Origin of the sequence: Microcoleus sp. EPA2, assembly GCA_020882975.1 — a bacterium.
Classification (GTDB): Bacteria; Cyanobacteriota; Cyanobacteriia; order Cyanobacteriales; family Microcoleaceae; genus Microcoleus.
The window spans coordinates 11,933-37,416 of sequence record JAHRFD010000040.1; the positions used below are offsets into that span (position 1 = coordinate 11,933).

23 protein-coding genes and 1 riboswitch are annotated in these 25,484 nt (G+C 44.7%); of the genes, 13 read left to right on the plus strand and 10 right to left on the minus strand.

The features are described 5' to 3' along the window. The first annotated feature begins 94 nt into the window (after nt 1-94). The 4 genes from AAFP14_RS23820 to AAFP14_RS23835 all read left to right on the plus strand — a co-directional run bounded on the left by AAFP14_RS23820 (nt 95) and on the right by AAFP14_RS23835 (nt 8,141). The gene (locus tag AAFP14_RS23820; RefSeq protein ID WP_341734667.1) at nt 95-4,819 is read left to right on the plus strand and encodes a PAS domain S-box protein; all 4,725 of its coding nucleotides are present in this window, start codon (nt 95-97) and stop codon (nt 4,817-4,819) included. Then, nucleotides 4,785-6,812, plus strand: a complete 2,028-nt coding sequence (locus tag AAFP14_RS23825) for an adenylate/guanylate cyclase domain-containing protein (protein ID WP_341734668.1) — start codon at nt 4,785-4,787, stop codon at nt 6,810-6,812. Before AAFP14_RS23820 ends, AAFP14_RS23825 begins: the two co-directional genes overlap by 35 nt. A gap of 2 nt (nt 6,813-6,814) precedes the next feature. Next, nucleotides 6,815-6,949 carry a hypothetical protein gene (locus AAFP14_RS23830; protein ID WP_341734669.1) on the plus strand — a complete coding sequence of 45 codons (135 nt, stop codon included), beginning with the start codon at nt 6,815-6,817 and terminating at the stop codon, nt 6,947-6,949. A 163-nt stretch (nt 6,950-7,112) separates the two neighbouring features. Next, complete coding sequence (locus tag AAFP14_RS23835; RefSeq protein WP_341734670.1) at nt 7,113-8,141, plus strand: hypothetical protein; 1,029 nt, start codon at nt 7,113-7,115, stop codon at nt 8,139-8,141. A 103-nt stretch (nt 8,142-8,244) separates the two neighbouring features. Here AAFP14_RS23835 and AAFP14_RS23840 read toward each other — a convergent pair whose 3' ends face one another. After that, the gene (locus AAFP14_RS23840; RefSeq protein WP_341734671.1) at nt 8,245-9,063 is read right to left on the minus strand and encodes a carbohydrate ABC transporter permease; all 819 of its coding nucleotides are present in this window, start codon (nt 9,061-9,063) and stop codon (nt 8,245-8,247) included. Between the two features lie 178 nt (nt 9,064-9,241). On the opposite strand from AAFP14_RS23840, the gene AAFP14_RS23845 reads away from it, so the two are divergent. Both AAFP14_RS23845 and AAFP14_RS23850 read left to right on the plus strand, forming a co-directional pair. Next, on the plus strand, nt 9,242-9,934 hold the full coding sequence (locus tag AAFP14_RS23845) for an aldehyde oxygenase (deformylating) (RefSeq protein WP_341734672.1): 693 nt from the start codon (nt 9,242-9,244) through the stop codon (nt 9,932-9,934). Between the two features lie 216 nt (nt 9,935-10,150). Further along, nucleotides 10,151-11,173, plus strand: coding sequence for a long-chain acyl-[acyl-carrier-protein] reductase (locus tag AAFP14_RS23850; RefSeq protein WP_340518612.1), 1,023 nt, complete (start codon nt 10,151-10,153; stop codon nt 11,171-11,173). Nucleotides 11,174-11,224: 51 nt separating this feature from the next. Here the strand turns inward: AAFP14_RS23850 and AAFP14_RS23855 are convergent, their stop codons facing one another. Both AAFP14_RS23855 and AAFP14_RS23860 read right to left on the minus strand, forming a co-directional pair. Continuing rightward, nucleotides 11,225-11,362 (minus strand): hypothetical protein, encoded by a 138-nt coding sequence (locus AAFP14_RS23855; protein WP_341734673.1) that lies wholly within the window; start codon nt 11,360-11,362, stop codon nt 11,225-11,227. A gap of 46 nt (nt 11,363-11,408) precedes the next feature. Next, nucleotides 11,409-11,624, minus strand: coding sequence for a tellurite resistance TerB family protein (locus AAFP14_RS23860; RefSeq protein WP_341734674.1), 216 nt, complete (start codon nt 11,622-11,624; stop codon nt 11,409-11,411). 237 nt (nt 11,625-11,861) lie between these two features. On the opposite strand from AAFP14_RS23860, the gene accA reads away from it, so the two are divergent. From accA to folE, 3 genes are all read left to right on the plus strand, one after another. Next, nucleotides 11,862-12,854: an acetyl-CoA carboxylase carboxyl transferase subunit alpha gene (gene accA, locus AAFP14_RS23865; protein WP_341734675.1), complete on the plus strand. Its 993-nt coding sequence runs from the start codon at nt 11,862-11,864 to the stop codon at nt 12,852-12,854. A 203-nt stretch (nt 12,855-13,057) separates the two neighbouring features. Then, entirely contained in the window at nt 13,058-13,783 is a 726-nt protein-coding gene (locus AAFP14_RS23870) for an SDR family oxidoreductase (protein WP_341734676.1), read from the plus strand. Nucleotides 13,784-13,901: 118 nt separating this feature from the next. Continuing rightward, nucleotides 13,902-14,636: a GTP cyclohydrolase I FolE gene (gene folE / locus AAFP14_RS23875; RefSeq protein WP_341734677.1), complete on the plus strand. Its 735-nt coding sequence runs from the start codon at nt 13,902-13,904 to the stop codon at nt 14,634-14,636. Between the two features lie 198 nt (nt 14,637-14,834). Here the strand turns inward: folE and AAFP14_RS23880 are convergent, their stop codons facing one another. From AAFP14_RS23880 to hypA, 5 genes are all read right to left on the minus strand, one after another. Further along, nucleotides 14,835-15,611 (minus strand): ABC transporter ATP-binding protein, encoded by a 777-nt coding sequence (locus AAFP14_RS23880; RefSeq protein WP_341734678.1) that lies wholly within the window; start codon nt 15,609-15,611, stop codon nt 14,835-14,837. 80 nt (nt 15,612-15,691) lie between these two features. Next, nucleotides 15,692-16,537, minus strand: coding sequence for an ABC transporter permease (locus AAFP14_RS23885; protein ID WP_341734679.1), 846 nt, complete (start codon nt 16,535-16,537; stop codon nt 15,692-15,694). A gap of 92 nt (nt 16,538-16,629) precedes the next feature. After that, nucleotides 16,630-17,682 carry an ABC transporter substrate-binding protein gene (locus AAFP14_RS23890; protein ID WP_341734680.1) on the minus strand — a complete coding sequence of 351 codons (1,053 nt, stop codon included), beginning with the start codon at nt 17,680-17,682 and terminating at the stop codon, nt 16,630-16,632. A gap of 323 nt (nt 17,683-18,005) precedes the next feature. After that, nucleotides 18,006-18,734, minus strand: coding sequence for a hydrogenase nickel incorporation protein HypB (gene hypB, locus AAFP14_RS23895; protein ID WP_341734681.1), 729 nt, complete (start codon nt 18,732-18,734; stop codon nt 18,006-18,008). Nucleotides 18,735-18,750: 16 nt separating this feature from the next. Next, nucleotides 18,751-19,098, minus strand: coding sequence for a hydrogenase maturation nickel metallochaperone HypA (gene hypA, locus AAFP14_RS23900; RefSeq protein WP_341734682.1), 348 nt, complete (start codon nt 19,096-19,098; stop codon nt 18,751-18,753). Between hypA and AAFP14_RS23905 the strand changes: the two genes are divergently transcribed. Continuing rightward, entirely contained in the window at nt 19,097-19,240 is a 144-nt protein-coding gene (locus tag AAFP14_RS23905) for a hypothetical protein (protein ID WP_341734689.1), read from the plus strand. The genes hypA and AAFP14_RS23905 overlap by 2 nt on opposite strands. Nucleotides 19,241-19,433: 193 nt before the next feature. Here AAFP14_RS23905 and AAFP14_RS23910 read toward each other — a convergent pair whose 3' ends face one another. After that, a complete protein-coding gene (locus tag AAFP14_RS23910) occupies nt 19,434-20,636 on the minus strand; it encodes an agmatinase family protein (protein ID WP_341734683.1) in 1,203 nt (400 codons plus the stop codon). Between the two features lie 100 nt (nt 20,637-20,736). Next, nucleotides 20,737-20,871, minus strand: a riboswitch (guanidine-I (ykkC/yxkD leader). A 183-nt stretch (nt 20,872-21,054) separates the two neighbouring features. Here AAFP14_RS23910 and AAFP14_RS23915 point away from each other — a divergent pair. Further along, nucleotides 21,055-22,482 carry a phosphoglucomutase/phosphomannomutase family protein gene (locus AAFP14_RS23915; protein ID WP_341734684.1) on the plus strand — a complete coding sequence of 476 codons (1,428 nt, stop codon included), beginning with the start codon at nt 21,055-21,057 and terminating at the stop codon, nt 22,480-22,482. A 248-nt stretch (nt 22,483-22,730) separates the two neighbouring features. After that, nucleotides 22,731-23,315, plus strand: coding sequence for an RdgB/HAM1 family non-canonical purine NTP pyrophosphatase (gene rdgB / locus AAFP14_RS23920; protein WP_341734685.1), 585 nt, complete (start codon nt 22,731-22,733; stop codon nt 23,313-23,315). A 95-nt stretch (nt 23,316-23,410) separates the two neighbouring features. Here rdgB and AAFP14_RS23925 read toward each other — a convergent pair whose 3' ends face one another. After that, nucleotides 23,411-23,749 (minus strand): P-II family nitrogen regulator, encoded by a 339-nt coding sequence (locus AAFP14_RS23925; protein WP_341734688.1) that lies wholly within the window; start codon nt 23,747-23,749, stop codon nt 23,411-23,413. A 341-nt stretch (nt 23,750-24,090) separates the two neighbouring features. On the opposite strand from AAFP14_RS23925, the gene AAFP14_RS23930 reads away from it, so the two are divergent. Next, the gene (locus AAFP14_RS23930) at nt 24,091-25,380 is read left to right on the plus strand and encodes an MFS transporter (RefSeq protein ID WP_341734686.1); all 1,290 of its coding nucleotides are present in this window, start codon (nt 24,091-24,093) and stop codon (nt 25,378-25,380) included. Nucleotides 25,381-25,484: the final 104 nt, after the last annotated feature.

The window sequence follows — 25,484 nt, forward strand, 5'->3', positions numbered from 1 at the left end:
TATTAAGAACTACTATACATAAACTAAATTTTTATGTAATCAAATAAATTCTTCCTAAAGTATTACTTGGGTACTCACAGTAGAGAATAAAAAGATGGCGACAGAAAAGATGTTAATTAACTCAGAAAATATCCAAATTTTAATCATTGACGATCGACCTAATAACTTGCGATTCTTATCAAACATATTGACTAAAGAGGGGTACAAAGTTCAGAGGTCTATTTCGGGTGAATTGACAGTAAATTCTGACTTTGATTCTATACCTGACTTGATTTTGCTCGATGTTGTTATGCCGAGAATGAACGGCTATGAAGTCTGTGAAAGACTAAAAGCTAACGAAAAAACCCGCGAAATTCCGGTAATTTTTTTGAGCATCCTCCATGAAGCTTATCATAAAGTTAAAGCCTTTGAAGTTGGGGGAGTTGACTACATTACTAAGCCTTTTCAAGTCGAAGAAGTTTTAGCCCGTGTCAAAAATCAACTAACTATTCAACACCTATCAAAACAATTAAAAGAGCAGAACGCCCAACTACAGCGAGAGGTGGCAGTTCGTAACACGACAGAGCAAGCACTGCGGGAAAGTCAAGCACGGTTGCAGAAATTGGCGACTAATATACCGGGAGTAATTTATCAATTTGTGATGAATGGTGAGGGAAAATTAAACTTTGAATATATCAGTTCTGATTGTAGAAACATATATGAATTAGACAGTGAACAAATTTTAAACAACCCCGAATTGTGTTTTCAACAAAATCATCCTGATGACCGAAAAACTATTGAAAATGCTGTGCTGATGAGCGCCCAAACTTTAGCACCTTTTGCCTGCGAATGGCGGATTATTGCGCCATCAGGGAAGATTAAGTGGTTGCAATCTAATTCTCGACCCGAAATGCGTATCAATGGAGATATTGTTTGGTATGGGGTACTTTTTGATATTAGCGATCGCAAACAATCAGATTTAGAAAAAGCGGCAGCTAAAACAGCCTTAGAGCGGCAAGTTCAGCGAGAATTGCTGATTGGAAAAATAATTCAGCAGATTCGCTCTAGCTTACAACCAGATGAAATATTTCAAACCGCAGTCACTCAAATTGGTCAGACATTCGGTGTCAATCGTTGTTTGCTTCACACCTATATTACTAGCCCCCAGGTCGATATTCCTTTGGCGGCAGAGTATCTGGAACCCGATTGCGAATCAATTGGCCATATCTCAATTCCGATTTGGGGGAATCCTCACGTCGTACAAATGATGATTCAAGATCGGGCGATCGCCTCCCATAATGTTTACTCAGATCCTCTTTTACAAGCAGCACTAGCCCTTTGCCACGAGGTGAACTTGAAATCGATGTTAGCAATTCGCACTTCCTACCAAGGGGAAGCAAATGGTGCTATCTGCTTACACCAGTGCGATCGCTACCGGGAATGGACAGAAGATGAAATCGATCTTTTAGAAACTGTGGCTGCTCAAGTAGGAATTGCGATCGCTCAAGCTAAACTCTTAGAGCGAGAAAAACAGCGACTGCAACAACTCGATCGACAAAATAAACACTTACAAGCAGAAGTTCGCACTCGCGTCCGCGCCGAACAAGCTCTACAAGAATCTGAAGCAGAATTACGAGCTATTTTTGCAGGGATGACTGACTTAGTTTTAGTGAGAAATGCCGAAGGGCGTTGTATCAAAATCGCTCCCACAAGTGCGTCAAGTTTGATTAAACCTCCCAGCGAAATGATTAACAAAACAGCCCATGAAGTCTTACCACAATCTATTGCAGATCAGCTTTTAGCTACTATCAAACAGGTTTTAATAACCAAAGAAAGTATCAATATTGAATATAATTATACTCTAGAAGGACGCGAAATCTGGCTCGACGCTAAAGTTTCTCCCCTGTCTGAAGATTCAGTAATTATTGTGGCACGAGATATTAGCGATCGCAAACAAACAGAATCCGCACTGCGAGAAAGTCAGCACTTCATTCAGGCGATCGCCGATTCTAATCCCAATCTATTGTACGTTTACGACTTAGTTGAAAACCGCAACGTTTACACCAACCACCAAATTACTGCAATGCTAGGTTACACCGCCCAAGAAATACAAGATATGGGTAATGAAATGATGTTAAGGCTGCTAAATCGTGAAGATTTACCAGCATTTTTGGAAACTATCGAAAAAGTGAAGCGATCCCAAGACGGTGATGTCCTTGAATGTCAATACCGCCTGAAACACAAAAACGGCGAATGGCGGTGGATGCACAGTTGGGATACAGTATTTGTGAGACAAACCGATGGTAAACCTAAACAAATTCTTGGTACTGCTAACGACATTACCGACAGCAAAATAGCTGCGGAAAAATTGCGTGAATCTCAGCAAAGAATTTCATTTTTATTGCAGCAAACACCTATAGTGATTATCGAATTAAATATTAATTTAGAAGTGATTACTTGGAATCCGGCTGCGGAAAATATTTTTGGATATAGCCAAGCAGAAGTTATCGGTCATAACGTCCCAGATTTAATCATTCCCGAAAGCTGTTACCAACAAATATCTCAACTTTTAAACAACAATATGACTGGGGAATTTAGTGCTACTTGCACCACCAGTGAAACCCAGACCAAAGATGGCACAAAAGTCGTTTGTGAGTGGTATAATACTCCGCTAATTAATGAACAAGGTAGAGCGATCGGCATTGGTTTAATGGCGGTGGATATTACCGAACGCCACCAAGCAGAAATGGAACTACAAGAAAGTGCATTGCGACAAAGAGCGATCGCGCGAATTATTGAAAAAATGCGGCAGACATTAGATATTCGAGAAATTTTTCAGGCTACAACGCGAGAAATGCGCCAAACCATGAAATGCGATCGAGTCGCCATTTACCGTTTCAATCCAGACTGGAGTGGCGAATTTGTAGCGGAATCCGTTGATAGTAACTGGATTTCCCTCATCCAAGAACAGCAAATAGACCCCAACTTCACAGAAGATTCTTTAGACAGCGAAAATTGCGTAGTCAAAAAATTTGATAGCAGCTTACAAGAAGTATGCGACACCTATTTACAAGAAACCCAGGGCGGATCTTACAGCCGTGGTAAAACTTACCTTTGCGTCGAAGATATTTACAAACAGGGCTTCGATAATTGCTACATCGAACTCTTAGAAAGATTTGAAGTCAAAGCCTATATTACCGTCCCCATTTTTTGCGGAGAAAAACTTTGGGGATTACTCGCCTCCTATCAAAATACAGCCCCCCGCCAGTGGAGCGAAGCTGAAATCAAAGTCGCAGTTCATATAGGTACGCAGCTAGGAGTCGCGTTGCAACAAGCTGAATTGCTAGCCCACACTCAAAGACAGTCAATGGAACTAATTAAATCTCAAGGAAATGCCGAAGTTGCCAATCGTGCCAAAAGCCAATTTCTCGCATCCATGAGCCACGAACTCCGCACCCCATTAAACGCTATTCTTGGTTTTTCTCAAGTTATGGCTCGTAACATTTCCATCACCAAAGAACAAAAAGAATATATCGAAATTATCAACCGTAGTGGCGAACATTTATTGGAACTAATCAATGATGTATTGTCCATGTCTAAGATAGAATCTGGTCAGATTAGCATCAATGAAAATAGCTTCAACCTCTACAAACTGATCGATATCCTCAAAGAAATGTTGCAATTAAAAGCCAACTCTAAGGGCTTGCAGCTAATTTTTGAGCTGCCGGAAGATTTACCCAAATACATTCAAACCGATGAATCAAAATTGAGGCAAGTTTTAATTAACTTGCTCGGAAATGCTATTAAATTTACTTTAAAGGGAAGCGTTACTCTGCGAGTCACCAGCCAACAACAAGCAACTTTAGATGGAGCCAAAAAATGCCAATTGATTTTTGAAGTAACTGACACTGGTCCTGGTATTTCCCCCGCTGAAATTAATACTTTATTTCAGCCCTTCGTGCAAACAGATACCGGACGTAAATCCATGCAAGGAACAGGTTTAGGCTTACCGATTAGCCAACAGTTTGTCCGAATTATGGGAGGTGATATATCAGTTAAAAGTCAAATCCATCGAGGGACAACATTTACCTTTAATATCCAAGTGAATGTGGTAACAAAAATTGATGAGCTAGAAAAAAATAGCACCAAACAAGTCATTTCTTTAGAAGCCGGACAGCCGATTTATCGGATACTGATAGTTGAAGATGTACTGGAAAACCGTCAACTGTTAATCGAAATTCTCAAACCATTGGGATTTGAAATTTGCGAAGCTTGTAACGGTGAAGAAGCTGTGGCTTTGCACGAAAGCTGGAAACCTCACCTGATTTTGATGGATATGTTGATGCCGATTATGGACGGATATGAAGCAACCAGAAAAATCAAGCAAACTCCTGAAGGCGAAAAAACCATCATTATTGCCCTGACTGCTAGTGCTTTTGAAGAACAGCGACAAGTAATTTTTGCCACAGGTTGTGATGATTTTATCTGTAAACCCTTTCGGGAAGAACTGCTATTTGACAAAATAGCCGATCGCCTAAAAGTGCGTTATATTTATGAAGAAGAAAAGTCATCTACTTCTGTACCACCCCTGACATCTCCCAAAATTTTAAGCCCACAGGATTTGAGTGTAATGCCCAGAGACTGGTTGGTCAATTTGTATCAAGCAGCAATTTGTGTTGATGACAGTGGCCTACTGCAACTTATCCAGCAAATCCCTGAAAGTGAGGCAAATCTCGCTAAGGCTTTAACAGATTTAGTCGAAAACTTTCGGATAGATATCATCATCGATCTCACTCAATTATATTATGATGAACGACCATCCACTGCCAGTGACTCCTAAAGATATTTTGATCGTTGACGATATGCCGGATAACTTGCGACTTTTATCGACTATGCTGACATCTCACGGCTATCAAGTTAGGAAAGCTATTAACGGACAACTTGCTTTGCAAGGAGCACAAATGTCTCCTCCGAGTCTAATTTTGTTAGATATTAATATGCCGCAAATGAACGGCTATGAAGTTTGTGAAAATTTAAAAAAAAATGAAATTACTAAAGATATTCCGATCGTTTTTATTAGCGCCCTAGATGATGTCTTAGAAAAAGTAAAAGCTTTTCAAGTAGGAGGAGTAGACTATATTACTAAGCCATTTCAAATAGAAGAAGTTTTGGCCCGTGTTGAAAGCCAACTTTCCTTGCGCTCTTTGCAATCAAAACTGCAACAACAAGCTAGAGAGTTGCAAGAGCGCAATGCTTTGTTGGAACAAGAAATTACTGAAAGAAAACGGGCTGAAGAAGAAATCAGGTTTTTGCTGGAAACTACGCGGGCGATCGGCGAATCCGTGGATTTTAACTCTGCTTTAGAAGTAATTTTGCACCAAGTTGGCGAAACAATCGGATGGGATTTAGGAGAAGCTTGGATTCCTAATGCCGAAGGAACTTTCTTGAAATCGAGCCGCGGTTGGTATGGTAAAGATACCAGTATGGCAATCTTCCGCCAGCAAAGTGAAAACTTGACATTTGCTAGAAATATCGGGCTACCAGGACGAGTGTGGGTTTCCCGGCAACCTGAATGGGTAGAAGATGTTTCTGTGGGATACCCAGAATTTATTAGAACTAAAATAGCGTTAGAAATTGGATTTAAAGCGGGTTTTGGTGTACCTATTTTAGTCGGAGATGAAGTATTAGCAGTCCTAGTTTTTTTTAAACTTTTATCTTGTCCCAAGGACTCGCGATTTATTGACATTTTTAATATTATTTGCACTCAATTAGGTTCTTTAATTCAGCGAAAACAAGCAGAAGAATCTCTCAAAATAGCTGAAGAAAGATATCACAGTATCGTAGAGAATGCCATGGAAGGCATTTTTCAAAGTACCCCTTCTGGACAATTTATCAGCGCTAATCCAGCCTTAGCGAAATTGTATGGTTACGATTCGCCTGGGGAACTGATGTCCAGCATTCAAAACATTTCCGAGCAACTTTATATTGATGCCGAACGCCGTCGGGAATTTGTAGTTGCTATGGATGCGAATAATGCTGTTTCTGGGTTTGAATCGAGGGTCAAACGTAAGAATGGTGCTGTGATTTGGATCTCTGAAAATGTGCGGGCAGTTCGCGATTCACGAGGTAAGTTAATGTACTATGAAGGTACTGTTTCTGATATTACAGAGCGAAAATTAGTCCAAGAAGCGCTGAGTTTTCAACAGGACCAAACTGAAAAATTGCTGTTGAATATTTTACCGAAGCCCATAGCCGAAAGATTGAAAGTAGAGCAAAGCACGATTGCTGATAGTTTTGAAGAAGTAAGTGTTTTATTTGCTGACATTGTTGGGTTTACTGAGTTGTCCGCTAGAATGTCTCCGACGGAACTTGTAAAGCGTTTAAACGTGATTTTTTCCCAATTCGATCAATTAGCAGAAGAGTACGGTGTGGAAAAAATTAAGACGATTGGTGATGCTTACATGGTAGTGGGAGGATTGCCTACACCCAGAGATGACCATGCTGAGGCGATCGCGGAAATGGCCCTGGAAATGCAAGCAAAAATAGCAAAATTGTCCGCCCAAACAGGGGAAGATTTGGCAATTCGCGTGGGTATCAATTCGGGGCCAGTAGTTGCAGGAGTGATTGGTGTTAGCAAATTTACTTACGATTTGTGGGGAGATACGGTGAATGTGGCGGCGAGGATGGAAGTTACTGGACTTGCAGGCAGTATTCAAGTTACGGATGTTACTTATGAGCTTTTGAAAGATAAGTATTTGTTTCAGAATCGAGGTTTGACTCCAATCAAAGGTAAGGGTGATATGGTGACGTATTGGCTCCAAGGAAGAAAGTAGAAATGGGAAATTGGGAATGGGGAATTGGGAATGGGGAATTGGGAATGGGGAATTGGGAATGGGGAATTGGGAATGGGGAATTGGGAATTGGGAATTGGGAATTGGGAATTGGGCCTTTTGGCTTCGCCATCCGGTAAATTGTCTTGAAACATCCCGATCGTGCAATAATGATAGCACTTGCACACAAACTCTATTAGTAGAGTGGGCATTCCCCGCGTTACCGCTACATATAGAGTTTCAACTGTCAACCCGTGTAAGTTCCAAATCAAACCGGCTGTTGCTCTACACAATTTTTTCCTAATGGCTGAAGTCCCCCAAAATCCCGCAGAACTTGCAGAAGCCCTCAAAGGCTTTACGGATATCAATTTTCAATTACCCGATCCCGAAGACGAACAAATACCAGACTTCGATTTTGACAATCAGGTTGACAATGCCTGGAAAGTGTGCGATCGCTTTGACTTACAAACAGATATCTGGCGGGGACGCATTCTCCGAACAGTCAGAGACAGAGAAAAAAAAGGCGGCGATGGACGGGGTACCGGCTTTTTGAACTGGCTAAAAGAACGAGAAATAGGCAAAAGTCAAGCCTATTCTCTCATAGAATTAGCTAAGAGTGCCGATACCTTGATCGAGCAAGGAGATTTAGACCCCGATTCCATTAGAAACTTCAGCAAAAGAGCCTTTGTAGAAACCGCCAAAGCATCTCCTGAAGTACAGCTAATGGTAACAGATGCGGCCGGAAAAGGCGATCGTATTACCAGGCGCGAAGTTAAACAACTCTCCGACGAATGGATGGCTTTGAACTCCGACTTACTCCCAGAAGAAGTCAAAGAAAAAGCATCCACAGGTTCCCTACCTTCTCGCTACCTAGCCCCCTTAGTCAAAGAAATGGAGAAACTATCTCCATCTCACCAAATTGAAATTCAAAAAGAAGTAGCAGAAAATCCCGACGTAGATACAGTCAAACAACTAACTTCCGATGCCAAGAATTTATCTAAATATCTCGATTCCGCGGCCCAAGTCCAGGCTCTCAATCAGTCTCATTTAGATATGGAAATGGCCTTAGAAGAATCCTTACGAGTAGGCTGTTTGGGAACCACGGCTGACGTTGTAAAACAAGCAGCGCAACTAGAACAAACAGTAATCAAACTATACACAATTTGGAAACGTTTAGGCAGTTTAACAGATAGATTGTATGTCGATACAGGAGCCAGTACACCGAATTTACGATTACTTCTAGGATGTTTAGATACTCTTTCGGGAGAGAAGATCGAAGTAGATTTCGGAGATGGAGAACGCTCTATTCGTTTGCAAATTATTAGCGAATAAATCCACTTTCCAATATTATCGGCGCACCATTTCAGCAACAGGCTCTCCGACCTGTTCCACAAAGACTCAATCTGATTGTGGAACAGGCCCGAAAGCCTCAAACTTAATTCTTAATCCCCGTCGTCGCAATACCCCGCATAAACTGCCGTTGACCGACCAAAAACAGTAACACAACAGGCACAGTCCCAATTACCACCGCGGCCATCAACAAGGGCCAACTGCTAGTAAACTGTTCCTGAAACTCAGCCAAAGCCAACTGTACGGTTCGCAACTCTGGGCGCGTGGTAAACACCAGGGGCTTAAACAAATCGTTCCACTCGCCGATAAACGTAAACAAAAACAGCGTCACCAATGCAGGGCGGGCCAAAGGTAACATCACTTGCCACAAAACCTGCCAGCGGTTTGCCCCATCCAGCATGGCGGCCTCTTCCAACTCCACAGGAATTGTCAGGAAATATTGACGTAGGAGAAAAATCCCAAAACCATTAGCAGCCGTGGGTAAGATTAGCGCCCCGTAGGTATTGAGCAAGTGGCCCCACTTCAAAACCAAGAAAATGGGAATCACCAAAAGCTGAAAGGGAATTACCAGGGTTGCCAAAACCACCAACACTAGGGCTTGTCGCCCTCGAAACTTCAGCCTGGCCAAGGCATAGCCGGCTAAAGCCGAAGTTACTACCTGAAAACCAGTTACTGCGATCGCCACTAGAGTAGAATTAAGAAATGCCAACAAAAAATTACCGCGTCGCCAAGCCTCCTGATAGTTCGCAAAAGTCCAGCCCGTGACCTTGACACCGACACCAGATGGTGATAAAGAAACCAAAAATACAGCAGCTAGAGGCAACAGCACCAGTGCGGCCCCCACTAGCAACAAAATAAAACTCAGCAGTTCCAGTGCCCTAGACCTGTCAAAAGATTTGCCCATAAACTTGTGAATTAATCTAAAATAATAACCTTGTGAGGCTCTCAAACCCGATCTCCTCCCAGATTCCCACACAACCGCGAATTTTTAGTCGAAAATAGGTAAAGTGTACTGTCACTGACCCCAAATTTTAAAGGGGTGTCCAAACATCCTACAGGTTATTCAGGAGACTACATATCATATGCCACAGCTTGAGGCCATCCCAGCAATTGACTTTCAAACCGAAACTTACAAAGATGCTTACAGCCGAATCAACGCGATTGTGATTGAAGGCGAACAAGAAGCTCACGACAATTACTTGACACTGGCCCAAATGTTGGCTGACAAAAAGGAAGAGTTAATTGGTTTGTCCAAGATGGAGAACCGCCATATGAAAGGCTTCCAAGCTTGTGGCCGGAATCTCAAAGTCACGCCGGACATGGTATTTGCCAAGGAGTTCTTTTCAGAACTGCACGGGAATTTCCAAAAGGCATCTGCCGAAGGTAAGGTTGTAACTTGCTTGCTGATTCAATCCCTGATTATCGAATGCTTCGCGATCGCAGCCTACAATATTTACATTCCCGTCGCTGACGACTTTGCACGCAAAATCACTGAAGGCGTAGTCAAAGAAGAATACACCCACCTCAACTTTGGGGAAGTGTGGCTGCAAGCTCACTTTGAAGAATCCAAAGCTGAACTCGAAGCAGCCAACCGCCAAAACTTGCCCATCATCTGGAAACTACTAAACAAAGTCGCCGATGACGCTCAAGTGTTGGGAATGGAAAAAGATGCTTTAATTGAAGACTTTATGATTGCCTACGGTGAAGCCCTTAAAAATATTGGCTTTAACAACCGTGACATCATGCGAATGTCAGCACAAGGTCTGGTCGCCTAATCAAGTATAAAATCAGGAAGGGAAAAGGAAAAATTTAAAAAAATTAATTTTTCCTTCTCCATTCTTCATCCATCACAATGGTTTGTAACCTAATTAATGGGAACATGAGGAATCAGATAAAAATTAAAAATTAAAATTTTTTAATTTTCCCTTCTTCCTTCTTCCTTCTTCCTTCTTCCTTTTTCCTTTTTCCTTTTTCCTTAATCTGACAACTGAATGTTTGGTTTAATCGGTCACTTAACCAGCTTAGAACACGCCCAATCGGTAGCTAACGAGCTGGGCTATCCAGAATATGCCGATCAAGGTCTTGATTTTTGGTGCAGCGCACCGCCCCAAATAGTCGATAATATAACCGTGACCAGCATCACTGGGCAAAAAATAGAAGGTCGCTATGTGGAGTCCTGTTTTCTGCCAGAAATGCTAGCCACTCGCCGGATTAAAGCAGCCACCCGCAAAATCATTAACGCGATGGCACACGCTCAAAAAAACGGGATTAATATCACGGCTTTAGGTGGGTTTTCATCGATCATTTTTGAAACCTTCAACTTGCAGCAAATTAAGCAAATTCGCAATCTCAAGTTGGAGTTTGAGCGATTCACCACAGGTAATACTCACACTGCTTACATCCTCTGTCGCCAAGTAGAACAAGCAGCCCCCAAATTGGGGATTGAACTGTCCAAGGCTACTGTGGCGGTTTGCGGTGCTACTGGGGATATTGGCAGTGCCGTGTGTCGCTGGCTCAACGTTAAAACCAATGTAGCAGAATTGTTGCTAATTGCCCGCGACAAGGAACGTTTGCAAGACTTGCAGACAGAATTAGGGCGAGGCAAAATTATGGGTTTGGAAGAGGCGCTACCCCAGGCTGATATTGTCGTCTGGGTAGCGAGTATGCCGAAGGGAGTAGAAATCGATCCCTCTACATTGAAGCAACCTTGTTTGCTAATTGATGGGGGCTATCCCAAAAATTTGGGAACTCAGATTCAGCATCCCGAAATTTATGTCCTCAATGGCGGCATTGTGGAACATTCCCTCGATATTGAGTGGAAAATCATGAAGATTGTCAACATGGATGTACCGGGAAGACAGTTGTTTGCCTGTTTCGCTGAATCCATGCTGCTGGAATTTGAAAAGTTGTACACCAATTTTTCTTGGGGACGCAATCAAATTACTGTGGAAAAGATGGAGCAAATTGGTGAGATTTCTGTCAAACACGGTTTTAGACCTTTGATGTCCTTCTGATTTTGAAAATTAACAGTTAACAGTTAACAATGAACTGTTAACTGTTAATTGTTACAAGAAGCTTTGAGCACAGTTTTTGATAGTCATAACTTCCATAATCTTGTTGCCAAGTTCGTCGGAAATTTCCAAAGCGGCGGCAAGTTCAACTAAGAAATCCTGTTCCTCTTGAGTGAATATTCCATCTACCAATACCAAATCTGTGGCGATCGCAAAAGCTGTGGCTCGAAGCTGAGGATTAAGGGTATTCGCTAGAATAAGAACTGAATAAGCGGATATGGTTGGCGGCGAGAGTTTGTTTTTCGGCTTCGGAAATTTCACCGTCAGCAACCACAGCTAATACTGAAACGGCTGTCACAGCTTCCGCAGGTGTGAGATCGATGGCGATGGTGTCGCTGTTGGCACTTCCGAAAAGTTCAGCAGGATTTGGTCTTTGGTGGCTGTGGGATGGCATAGGGGCGCTGGGCAAGTGCGAGCTAACAGAATCGTTGCCTGCAAATTTCAGCGACGGTAGGCTAACTCTCGCCTATGGCGAGTATCATCTAATCGTTTCTGAAGAAGTGCAACAAGTTAAGACCGAAAAAATAGTGACAACTTCAACCGGGCCCTCTTTTGGAGCAACACCTAACACGGTAGGATCTCCAAAGAGTCGATCGACTCAAACTTACAAAACTTTATAGAAACTCTCAGCGTGCCAAACCCAGACCGGAAACCACTACTCTTAGATTTTGAAAAGCCCCTGGCAAAACTTGAAGCCCGAATTCACGAGATTCGCCAACTTGCAGCCGAAAACGGTGTGGATGTTTCCGAAGAAACGTCCGAGGAAATTCGGAAACTGGAAGCTCGAACAGACCAACTGCGGCAAGAGATTTTTAGCAGCCTCTCCCCCATGCAACGGTTGCAACTAGCCCGTCACCCCCGTCGCCCCAGTACCCTCGATTACGTTCAGGCAATTAGCGACGAGTGGATTGAGCTTCACGGCGATCGACGGGGCGGCGACGACCCGGCCATGGTGGGTGGCATTGCCCGCATTGATGGGCGTCCCACGGTCATCATCGGCCACCAAAAAGGTCGAGACACCAAAGATAATATTGCCCGCAACTTCGGTATGGCGGCTCCGGGTGGCTACCGCAAAGCCCTACGATTGATGGAACACGCCGATCGCTTCTCCATGCCAATTTTCACCTTTATTGACACTCCAGGGGCTTGGGCTGGCTTAGAAGCCGAACAGTTTGGACAAGGAGAGGCGATCGCCTGTAACCTCCGAGAAATGTTTCGCCTCGATGTTCCCATCATCTGTACCGTCATCGGGGAAGGCGGTTCGGGTGGTGCTTTGGGCATAGGCGTCGGCGAGCGATTGTTGATGCTAGAGCATTCCGTCTATACCGTTGCTACCCCCGAAGCTTGCGCCGCGATCCTCTGGAAAGACGCTGGGAAAGCTAACTTGGCCGCTGAAGCTCTGAAAATTACTTCTTGGGATTTGAAAAACCTCGGCGTTCTGGATCAAATAGTACCAGAACCCATTGGTGGCGCTCACTCTAACCCCCTCAAGGCTGCGTCGATACTGAAACGAGCATTGTTGGAAAATTTAGCAGAACTGAGTCAGCTTTCGAGCCAGCAGCGCCGGGAACTGCGGTATCAAAAATTCCGCCACATCGGCGTATTCACAGAAATTTCTGCTTGAGCCGATCGATTCCCACGAATCAGTTCAGCAATTTTTAACTGAAAACTCATCTTCTCAATACCGATCGATAATTCTGCGAATCTGCCAGCAGTGTTATAATTTTTGATGTGACATCGGCTTAACATTTCTTAATGTTAATCTCAGAAATAACTGTTCCCATGGGATATTCGATCGACTGAGTTTCCCCCATACCGAGTTTTTCTATGAACTATCCGACAACAAAGCAGGCTCTGATTACCGGAGCAAGCAGCGGTATTGGCAAAGCCACGGCTCTAGCATTTGCCAAAGCCGGCATAAACCTGGCTTTAGTTAGTCGAGGGTCAGAAAACTTAGAAGCCGTTGCCGCCGCAGCTAGAGAAGTCGGAGTGAAAGCAGAAGCTTATCCCTTAGACTTGTCAAAAATTGACCAAGTGCAAAGTAGCATCAGTGCGATCGCAGCTCAATTTGGACCAGTAGATATCCTGGTCAACAGTGCTGGCATGGGGTATACAAGCCCCTTGACAGAAACGCCTCTAGCCGACTGGCAGAGAGTTTTAGACCTGAATTTAACTAGCGTCTGGCAGTGCATTCAAGGAATTTTGCCGTCCATGCGCGATCGAAAATCAGGAATCATCATCAACGTTTCCTCCATCGCTGGCAGCCAAGTCTTTCCGAATTGGGGACTATATTGCGTCAGCAAATTCGGTCTCATGGCTTTGTCTAAGGCTGTAGCCACAGAAGAACGGGCTGGCGGAATTCGTGTAACAGCAATCTGTCCAGGTTCTGTCAACACTCCCATGTGGGACACAGCAACAGTCCAAGCCGACTTCGATCGCACAGCCATGTTAACTCCAGAAATCGTCGCCGAATCTATTCTGCACGCAGTTCAGTTACCCGATGGCGCCGTAATTGAAGAAATCACCCTCATGTCCAACGCTGGAGTTTTGTGAACAGGAGATTTGAGACTGCTGAGTTTTTCTCGGAATTCAACAATCTTTGAATCTCTAGCTATATCCTCCAATCGCAAATCCCAAATCAAAAATCCATCTACCCTGACACCAATTTTTTATGACAATTGCATCGAACAACGGTTCCACTGGCTCAAACACCCTGTTGACTGACAGCATGAAACTTTCAGAAATCCCAGACAATAATTTACCTCGCATCACCACTCGACCAGACCGCAATTCCTCCAACGGTCAAGAATCCAATGTTCCCATATCTTCAGAAGTAGGTCAGGAGGAAATGATGGAAGCAGTGCGGACGATGCTGCTAGGAATCGGAGAAAACCCCGAACGGGAAGGATTGCTCAAAACCCCGAAGCGGGTAGCAGAAGCTATGCGGTTTCTCACCAGTGGCTACAGTCAATCCCTAGAAGAACTGCTCAACGGCGCTATCTTTGACGAAGGTCACAATGAGATGGTGTTAGTCCGAGACATCAGCGTCTTCAGTATGTGCGAACACCATATGCTACCGTTTATGGGACGAATTCATGTCGCTTACATCCCCAACCAAAAGGTAGTCGGGTTGAGCAAATTAGCCCGCATTGTCGAGATGTACAGCCGACGGTTACAGGTACAGGAACGTTTGACTCGCCAAGTTGCCGAAGCGGTTCAAACCATATTGGAACCGAGGGGAGTAGCTGTGGTGATGGAAGCTAGTCATATGTGTATGACTATGCGCGGAGTACAAAAACCCGGTGCTTGGACAGTAACCAGTGCGATGTTGGGCATATTCCAAGACGAACAGAAAACTCGTGAAGAATTCTTGAATTTGATTCGCCATCAACCGGCATTCTTTTAGTCAGTAGTCAGTAGTCCGATTTCATCAGTGAGCAGTCATTAGTGATTAATTTATTGACTGATGATATCAGGTGGGATCGAACAACCTCACTACAAACCGTTTTTATTACAGATAACTGAGCGGACATTATATCATTGTCATCAGTCATCTGTGATGAATTTAGTGGCGGCTGAAAATAGAGGTGGTGGCATTTGGCGGTCAAGCTGCTGCTGCGATCGCCTCTTGTCCGTGTCTCCGCAACAGTTCCATGAGCTCGTCTCGGTAGTCGTGAAAAATAGAGTTTCGTTTCACAGTTTGACTGCGATCGGGTAGGTCGATCGTGATTACCTTTCTGACAGTCCCAGGACGAGCACCGAGGGCGTAAATGCGGTTAGCGAGAAACACGGCTTCTTCGACATCGTGAGTAATCATGAATACAGTAATGTTAGTGCGCCGCCAAAGGTCTAGCATAAATTCGTGCATCGACTCCTTGGTGTGGACATCTAAAGCGCCAAAAGGTTCATCCATCAACAGCACTTTCGGTTCCAAAGCCAAAGCGCGGGCGATCGCCACCCGCTGTTTCATCCCTCCAGACAACTCCGAAGGCAGAGAGTTGGCGAACTCAGACAGCCCCACGATACTCAGATAATAGCTAGCTTGTTCGCGCCGCACCTTGTGAGGCACGTTTTGCAGCTTGAGTCCAAACTCCGCATTTTCTTGTACGCTCATCCAAGGATAAAGCGTATAGTGCTGAAAAACCATGCCCCGATCGGGCCCGGGCCCAGTTATCGGTACTCCGTCAATCCTGACTTCTCCCGATGTAGGGCGATCGAGTCCCGCAATCTGTCGCAGCAGCGTAGATTTTCCCGACCCAGAGGCCCCTACCGCGCAGATAAATTCACCTTGCTCGATCGTCATGTTAATGTCTTTTAGTACCACTAAATTGCCATTTTTAGTGCCGAATTGTTTGTTAAGGCGGTTGACTTCCAAATACATAAGTTAAATCTCCTAAATTCAGAACAGATGGTGCAATTAAGTAGAAAGAAGAAGGAAGAATATCGATGTGAAGAACGCTATTATCGCTTTTGGAGCGCCCACTTGCAGGATACTCGCAGGAAATACTGAAACAACAAATCAAATGCTAATCCGATCGCCCCTATAACGATCAGCCCGACAAAGATTTCATCAGTCCTTAAAAATCTGCCAGCTACACTAATCCGGCGGCCCAATCCTTCTGTAGCTGCAATCAATTCCGAGACAATTACTAACTGCCAAGCCGCCGCCAAATTGATACGACAAGCATCAATAATTCCCGGCAAAACGTGCGGAAATATTACTTGAAACAGAGCTTGTTGGCGCGTTCCGCCTAACATATAAGTCGCTTCAATCAAATCTTTGGAAACGAATTTTACTGTATCCATTACCATCAATGAATTAAAGAAAAATACTCCGATAAAAATCAGCGTAATTTTCGGTTCCTCTGCAATCCCCAAATACAGAATGAGTAGCGGAATAAAAGCGGGTGCAGGCATATAGCGCATCAACCCAAACAGCGGTTCCAGCAAAGCCCGAATGCTGGCAAAACTGCCCATCAACACGCCAATGGGAATCGAAAGAGAGGCGGCCAACAGAAAGCCGACACCGACTCGCCACAGACTGGCGACGGTATCTTTGAGGAGTTCGCGAGTGCTCCACAGGTGGCCAAATGCTTCGAGAACTTTACCGGGCGAAGGCAAAAATTTCGGGTCTATGTTGCCAAAAGTTGTCACCAGCCACCACAGCAGCAAGGGAAGGGCGATGGAGGTAACAATCAATCCGGTATTCAGAGGTTTGGGAATGTCTTCAGCGAGTCGCCAGAAAACAGTGGGATTTAGCTGTTTAGATCGCGTGAAGTCTTGAATCGATCCGGGGTTTGGGTTCATGTTCGGTAATTTGCTGTTAATAATTTGTACAAATGCGATGGATTAAATTGGGAATTTGGCATTGGACATTGAAAATTCAGTAGAGAATTTAACTAGGTTTTTTTAACTTTTTCGGCGTAGGCTTTAACGAAGCGATCGTCAAATAACTTGCTGGTGTCTAATTCGGTTTTTGCCAAACCAACTTCGGTGAGGAATTTGCTCATTTCTCGCGCAGCAAACTGCAAGGAAGTATAATCCCTGCCCTGTTGGAAAGCTGTTAAGTTTTCCTCGATAGTAAAAATCCGAGTGCCATCGGCGTACTCTTGGTATTCGCTAACAGAAACCCCCGCTCGTTTCGACATAATTTGATAAGCTTTGTCGGGATTAGCCTTCATGTAGTCCAAGGTGGCAAACCACGAATCAACTAATGCCTGTACGCGATCGGGATTTTCCTCGACAAATTTGCGCGTAAATACTAGATGGTCTGAAATCGCACCCGGAAAGTCTTTGGAACTGAATAATTCCTTACTACCGACACGCTTTAGTGCTTGAGTTGTGAAAGGGGCAAACACTGCTGTAGCATCGACTTGTCCTCCGACAAAAGCTGCTGCTGCTTTGCCTGTTTCTAGAGGTACAAACTGAATGTCTTGCGGGGATAAGCCTGCTTTTTTCATCCCTAATAGCAGCAGAAAGTGATCGACAGTCCCTTCTTCCGCAGCTACTTTTTTACCTTTGAGATCCGCAATTGAATTAATACCTTCTCGAACGATAACTTTATCGTTACCGGTGGAGTTGTCGTTGACGAGTACAATTACTTGGTCTGCACCGCCGGATACGGAGTTAACGGTATCTCCTAAAGTTTGACTGTTGGCATCGATTTGTCCTGCTGTGAGGGTGCTAATCGATTCTAGGTATCCATCGAACCACTTGAGGTCTACGGAGAGTTTGTTTGCTGCAAAGATGCCCTCATCTTGTGCTACTTGCCAAGGAAACCAACCCGGCCACGCACTAAATCCCAGACGCAGGGAACCCGCAGCGGCTGATGGGGCGGCGGCCTCGGTTTCTGTGGTTGTTTTGATGTAGGTTGCAGGGTTGACGCAGCCTGCTACCAGGGCGAATGTGACTATAAAAACGATGCAGAATGTTAAGGGCGATCGTACTTTCATAGCATTTACTTTGAAAAATATTTAATGTGTTTTTTTTATGTTTCTGGTGGGAATTTAGCAGGGATAGTTTTTGAAAGGTAGTTGCATACTTTTAGCAAATCCAGGAATTACCACTCTGCTATCTTTGTTACAAAGATAGCGATTGGTGTGGCAAAATCTGAAGCTTTACGCCTGATGATTCGTAAGGTGCGTCGCTCATCGACAACAGTGACTGTTGTTGAGGATTGTTTCGGGCGACGCACCCTACAGCTTACGCCTGATTATTTGTCAGGTGCATATCTGCAAGATAGTCACTCTTTTTTAATAGGATTGTTTCGGGCGAATCACCCTAAAGCTACTGCTTTCTCGCCAACTGTTGAGAGTTGGTGTGGAGATTTTGACAAGTGATGGATCTGAGAACGCACCCAATCAAACCAAGCTTCTAAGCCTTCTCCGGTTTTTGCGGAAACCACAATGATCGTGACGTGGGGATTCATTTGTCGGACGTTCGTGACAATTCGATCGACGTCAACATCAAGATAGGGTGCTAAATCTATTTTGGTAATTAACAAGCAATCGGCTTCTTGAAACATCACCGGATATTTCAGCGGTTTGTCTTCTCCTTCAGTGATGCTCAGTAACGCAATTTTCAGGTGTTCTCCTACTTCAAATTCTGCGGGACAAACCAGATTGCCGACGTTTTCTACCAGTACCAAATCGATTTCGGAGGGATTATATTCATGAGCTAAGGTGTGAATTCCTCCCGCTACCATTTTTGAGTCTAAATGGCAGGAACGACCTGTGTTAATGGCAATTACTGGGACATTGTATTTGCGGAGGCGATCGGCATCTAGTTCCGTGGTCATGTCGCCTTCAATTACGGCGATTTTGTATTCAGCGGTGAGGACTGCTAGCGTTCTTTCTAGTATGGCTGTTTTGCCCGCACCGGGACTGCTCATGACGTTGAAACAAGCAATTCCCCATTCGTCAAAATGAGCGCGGTTGTGGTCTGCTCCTGCTTGATTGGCGTGGAGCAAGTTAATTCCTAAAGCGGCGTCAAAGGTTTGGTGCATGAGTTTCGGTTGATTTTCAAGAATATTCAATGCGATCGATCTTTAGTTCTCGCCCGGAGCGAATATCTTCCATGGGTGAATGGCAAGTCGGACAAGCGTATTGAATGCCAATTTCCGGTTGATATTCTTGCTCGCAGTGGTGACAAAATGCGATTAACGGTGTTTCTTGAATGACGAGTTCTGCTCCATCTAAAAAGGTGTCGCAGATTTGGACTTCAAAGGCAAATTGCAAACTCACTGGTTCGACACAAGTGAATTTGCCGACTGTGAGGTGAACGTGAGAAATTTTGGGCGGTTCTGGTTGTGCTTTCCACCAATTTTTGACTGTGACAATTAAGGCTTTGGTCATGTCTGTTTCGTGCATGATTTGTGCCACATTTGAATGTATAGGAGAAGGAAGTTCGGCAACGGATTCTGTAACGCAGGTAACGGAGAGCGATCGGGAAGAAGTCAGTGGTTATGGGTTATTGGTTATGGGTTATTGGTTATTAGTAATTGGTTATTAGTAATTGGTTATTGGTTATTGGTTATTAGTAATTGGTTATTGGTTATTGGTTATTCGCTCTTATCAAGAGTTAAAAAATAACACTTAACAAATCACCAATAACACTTAACAAATAACCCATAACATTTAACCAATAACAAACAACATTTAACCAATAACCAATAACATTTAACTGTTAACAAATAACAAACTGTTTAAGTCCATTCAACGAGGTCTGGTTGGGCGGCTGGATGAATGTAGGCGGGTTTTTTTCGCGGTAATTGACCGGACAATACTAAATGAGCCATGGTGTCGCAAATGACGCGAGTTGCCATTAATGAAGTCATGTCGCTGACATCATAGGGTGGGGAAACTTCGACTACTTCCAAACCGCAAATAGGCGCTCTTTGCACAATTTTGCCGAGTAAAGCTAGGGCTTCGCGCGGTAACAAACCGCCCGGTTCCGGCCAACCTGTACCGGGGACAAATCCGGCGTCGATGCAATCGATGTCAAAGCTGATATACACGCAATCGGTGCCGTCTAGTGCGCGTTCTAGGGCGAATTCTACTGCGGCATCAATGCCTTTTTCTACGATGTCGGTAACGGTGAGAATATTGGTGGCGCGTTCGCGGCAAACTTTCACGCCTTGGCGGGGAACTTGCCAGCCTCCTATGCCTAATTGTACTAGGTTTTTGGCGGGGGCATTTTTCATGTTGGTGGCATGAAACCAAGGGCAAGTGTGCATCCGTTCGTCGAGGTCGGTTTCTTGAGTGTCGGCGTGGCGATCGAAGTGAATTATGCCAACTTTTTTATCGCCTAAGTGTTGGCAAATGCCGCGTACTGTAGGAAAACCAATTGAATGATCGCCTCCTAATATAATGGGAAATGCGCCGGAACTAAAGATGTGGGCAATACCTTTTGATATTTGATCGAAGGATTTTTCGTTGTTAGCTGGAATGGTGAAAATATCGCCGACATCGCATAGGGTTATTTGTTCGCGCAAATCAACCCCTAATTCAAAGTTGTAGGGCGTGTAGAGTGCGGAAATGCGCCGGATTCCTTGGGGGCCGAAGCGGGTACCGGGACGGTAGGTGGTGCCGGAGTCGTGGGGTACGCCGACTATTGCTACGTCGTATTCGCCGACTTTGCGAACATCTTCGACATAGGGGGCTTTCATGAAGGTGTTGATGCCTGCATAGTGGGGGAGTTCGCCGCGACTGAAGGTGGGAATGGTGCGATCGCGAATACTTTCTGCTGCTTCTAATCCGTATTCTAGCCCTTTTGATACTTCTTGCTGCCAGCCTGTCAGTGGCAGTTTTGCTTCGAGTTCTAAGGCGCGTTGCGCTTGGCTGGGAGTCTGTTCGTTGTTGGAGTCTGGGCTTTGAAATAACGGGTTTTCAGAAGGATTTTCAGTCATTTGGACACCCTCAATGTTTGCAAAACAATAGCGATCGAATTTAGCCATCACCAAACCAGAAAGCCCGGGAAAAAACACCCAGTCTTGCCGATTGGTGTATTTCTCCCGGGCTTTTATCCCGCCGTGCGGCTGGCCGATATTTCACTAAAAACTTTGAGTTTTCGATCGACCAACTTGCCTCTCTCGGACCAGCATTTGAGCGATCGCCCAAACCGGAACCCTAGAGGCATTAAATTATTGAGGTCATCTTAGCCAGTGAGTTGAGTCAAAAATGTATTGAAAGTTACTCTCCTGGCTTTAAAAATACGATCTCAGTCCTGCGGGGGATACTGCTTGTTTGGAAAATTTGCGGGCAAATTTTAGTGACGATCGCCTGTTGAGCTAATAAAATAGATTGGTGACTCATGGCTTTTGACTAATGAATCCTATTAAATTCGGTACAGATGGCTGGCGCGGCATTATTGCTGACGATTTTACATTCGATCGAGTAGCGTTAGTCGCTCCGCTAGCAGCACAAGTTCTCGCACAAACCGGCGGCAATGATGCCAGCAGCGGTACCGTAATCGTCGGTCACGATCGCCGATTTTTGGCGGAAGATTTTGCCAAAACAGCGGCTGTTGCAGTCCAGAACGCAGGATTTGACGTGCTGCTGACCGATACTTACGCTCCTACTCCGGCTTTTAGTTTGGCCGCCAAACAGTTAAATGCTTTGGGCGCGATCGTCCTGACTGCCAGCCACAATCCCGGTGCATATTTAGGGTTAAAAGTCAAGGGCTCTTTTGGCGGTTCAGTTTCGCCGGAAGTGACGCAACAGATAGAAGCAAAGTTAGGAAATCCGGTGGCACTTTCAGCAACTCCCGGAAAATTGGAAAATTTTAATCCTTGGCCTGCTTACTGCAAAACCTTGCGGGAAATGGTCGATATTGATGGGATTAAAGAGGCGATCGCCTCTAACAAAATTACCGTGTTTGTAGATGCCATGCACGGGGCGGCCGCCGGAGGATTGGCACAAATTTTAGAAGAAACAGTCCACGAAGTCAATAGCGATCGCGATCCGCTGTTTGGAGGGGGTGCTCCCGAACCTTTGCCGCGCTACCTTTCGCAGTTGTTTCGGGTGATGCGAACTCACCAACGCCAAAGCTCTGGTTTGTCGATCGGGTTTGTGTTTGACGGAGATAGCGATCGGATTGCTGCTGTTGACTCTAGCGGCAATTTTCTCAGTTCTCAAATCTTAGTTCCCATATTAATCGAACATTTAGCCAAACGGCGCGGGTTTACTGGGGAAGTGATTAAAACAGTCAGCGGTTCTGACATTATCCCCAAAATTGCTAAATTGTACGACTTGCCCTTATTTGAAACGCCGATCGGTTACAAGTATATAGCCGATCGAATGTTGACCACCCAAGTGTTAGTCGGCGGCGAAGAATCGGGCGGAATCGGCTACGGTACGCACATCCCAGAAAGAGATGCTTTGTTGTCGGCGCTGTATTTGTTAGAAGCCGTTGTCAAATCCGGCGAAGATTTAAGCCAAATCTATGCCAGATTGCAAAAAGAAACAGGCTTTACTTCAGCTTACGACAGAATCGACTTGCACTTAGCAAATATGGACGAACGTTCGCGTTTGGTGTCGCTGTTGGAAAATCAACCTTTAACAAAAATCGCCGATAAAGCAGTTGTAGATTGCAACAAAGTAGACGGATATAAATTCCGTTTAGCTGACGGAAATTGGCTGTTAATTCGGTTTAGCGGTACTGAACCAGTTTTGCGGTTATATTCAGAAGCTGCGACTTTGAAAGAAGTAATGCAAAACTTGAATTGGGCGAAAGATTGGGCGCAGAAAGGTTAAACAGTTGATAATTGACAAGGGACAGCCAAATCAGCCCTAGGTTTTTGCTGTTCCTTGTCAAAAGTTAATTTTTAATGCTCCACCGTAATCTAAAAAAAGCAATAAAACCAGATTTATTTTCACTTGCTTCTCCCTGCTTATTCTCTGTGCCCTCTGTGTCCTCTGCGGTTAATAAAAACATTAACTTAGGCTGCGCCCATTTTAGCTAAATTTTTGTTAATATTGACCAGTAAGTTTTAATAGAAATAATGACTAATCGTAAATTGCTAGTTGTCGCCACCAGCAATCCCGGCAAACTCAAAGAAATGCAAGCTTATCTTCAGGATTTAGGGTGGGAATTGCAACTGAAACCCGAAGAGTTGGAAGTAGAAGAAACTGGCGATACATTTATCGCTAATGCTTGTTTGAAAGCTGCGGAAATCGCCAAAGCAACTGGAGAATGGTCGATCGCAGATGATTCCGGTTTAATGGTAGATGCACTGGATGGCCAACCGGGAATTTATTCGGCGCGCTACGGGAAAACAGATGCTGACAGGATTGAGCGACTCCTCAAAGAATTAGGAAGCCAACACAACAGACAAGCCCAATTTGTTTGCGCGATCGCCATTGCCCGTCCCGACGGTACAATTGCCCTACAAGTAGAAGGAATTTGTCGCGGTGAAATTCTGCAAAGTCCTCGCGGTACGGGAGGTTTCGGCTACGATCCCATTTTCTACATCCCCGCACAGCAACAGACGTTTGCAGAAATGACACCTGATACCAAGCGATCGTACTCTCACCGTGGCAAAGCATTCCAGTCTCTGTTACCACAAATAGAGACACTTGTCAAGTAAAAGAATAGGGATATAGGGAGATAGCGAGAGGGCGACAGACGGCTACAAATTCCGATTCGCGATTCTCGATTCCCCATTCCCCATTCCCGAATTTCCTAGATTGCCTCTAGGTTTTTTTCACCAGTGCGAATACGGATAATTTGCTCTACAGGAGAGACAAAAATCTTGCCGTCGCCAATCTCGCCAGTGCGAGAAGCAGCGATGATTTTATCAACCACCATATCAACCTGATCGTTTTCAACAACGACCTCGACCTTGAGTTTTTGCAAAAACTCAACCGTGTACTCAGAACCGCGATAGCGTTCAGTCATACCCTTCTGGCGGCCAAAACCTCTAACTTCAGAAACAGTCATCCCTACAATGCCGGCATTGACAAGGGCGATTTTTACTTCGTCAAGTTTAAAGGGACGAATAATAGCTTCAACTTTTTTCAAGTTTTTCACTCCTGACACTTACTTCTTTCGTTATATTACTTAATTGGGGTGACACCTTTTGATATCATTGCCAACGCCATTGCATTTGTAAAATATACTACCGTATATTCCAACGCCATTGAAATGTAGACCAACCTTTGACAAATTCCTTGATTTTACTCAAGGCTGGGTTAGGTTGAGCCACTCGCAGTAAGGTGAAAAAGAGCGCAGCTTTTCAACGGCGATCTGCTAAAACAGAAAAAGCACCTAGGAGACAGGAGTTTTCCCAGTCTCGATTTTGTGATGTCAAATTTGCACATATTCTTGAAAAATATAATTAGGCGGTCAGTTAAACTATTCCTATGCACCCAGCTAGCCCTCCCCCTGACCGCAACGGCCTTGATGCCCTGTTCCGAAATCGCCCCTTCCTCGCCTTGTGGACTGGGCAGTTATTGGCCCAAGTGGCAGATAAGATTTTTTATGTATTGCTGATTATCCTCCTGAAAACAGGCGGTTACACGCCAGGGTACAATTCGGAAAATTCCATGCTGTCAGCGGTGATGATTGCCTACACAGTGCCGGCAATCGTTTTTGGTTCCATAGCAGGTATTGTCGTGGACCGCTTTTCCAAGAAGCAAATGCTGATTGGGTGCAACGTGATTCGCGCCCTCTTGATTGTCGCGATGACGTTTTTGCCCAAAGCCTTTGTCGTGCTTTTGGTGATTACGTTTTTGGTTTCTACTGTTACCCAATTTTTTGCTCCCGCAGAAGCAGCCGCCATTCCCCTAGCAGTGGGGCGAGAGGGACTGATGTCCGCCAATGCCCTATTCGCCTCATCCACGATGGGTGGCATCATTGTCGGTATGACCATCGGCGAACCGCTGTTTAGTTGGATCAAACACAGCTACGGAGCAGGTTCGCGAGAGTTTTTGCTGGGCGGGTTATACATCATCTCGGCCGGTTTGATTTATGGGATGCGTATCAAAGAAAATCATGCCGGCGGCAGTGCCAAAAACATCCATCCTTGGCAAGATTTTAAAGAAGGTTTGCGCTATTTGAAGAGCAATCCCCTTGTCAGTAACGCTATGCTACAGTTGACGATTTTGTATTCCGTGTTTGCTGCACTTCAGGTGTTGGCGATCGCCCTTTCGGGTAAAATAGGTCTCAAAGAAACTCAATTTGGCTTTTTACTCGCTGCTGCGGGTGTAGGCATGGTATTTGGCGCAGCCTTTTTGGGACATTGGGGGGATAGAGTGTACCACAAACCTTTACCATTAATTGGTTTCTTAATGATGGGTTTTGTATTGGTAATGTTTGCCTTTACCAGACAGTTGTGGTTGGGATTTAGTTTAAGCGCTTTGTTCGGTTTCGGGGCTTCACTGATTAACGGCCCGATGCAAGCGTTAATTCAAGAACAAACTCCTGAATCAATGAGAGGAAAAGTCTTTGGATTCGAGAACAATGCGATTAATATTGCCCTCAGCCTGCCTTTAGCGATTACCGGCCCGCTGACAGATGCTGTCGGTAAAGCCGTAAATTCCGATGACCTCGGTTTGCGGATCGTGTTGATGAGTTTGGGCTGTTTAGTAGCGGTAATGGGGATTGCAGCTTGGCGGCATACTCGCCATGTTTTACCAAAGAAATGGGTCTAAAGCCCCGTCCTTATAGGACGGCTTTAATTGTCCTTATTCTATCAGTCAGTCATGGTATAATAGAGCAAGTAAACAGCCAGTAAAAATGAAAGCAAGATACCAAT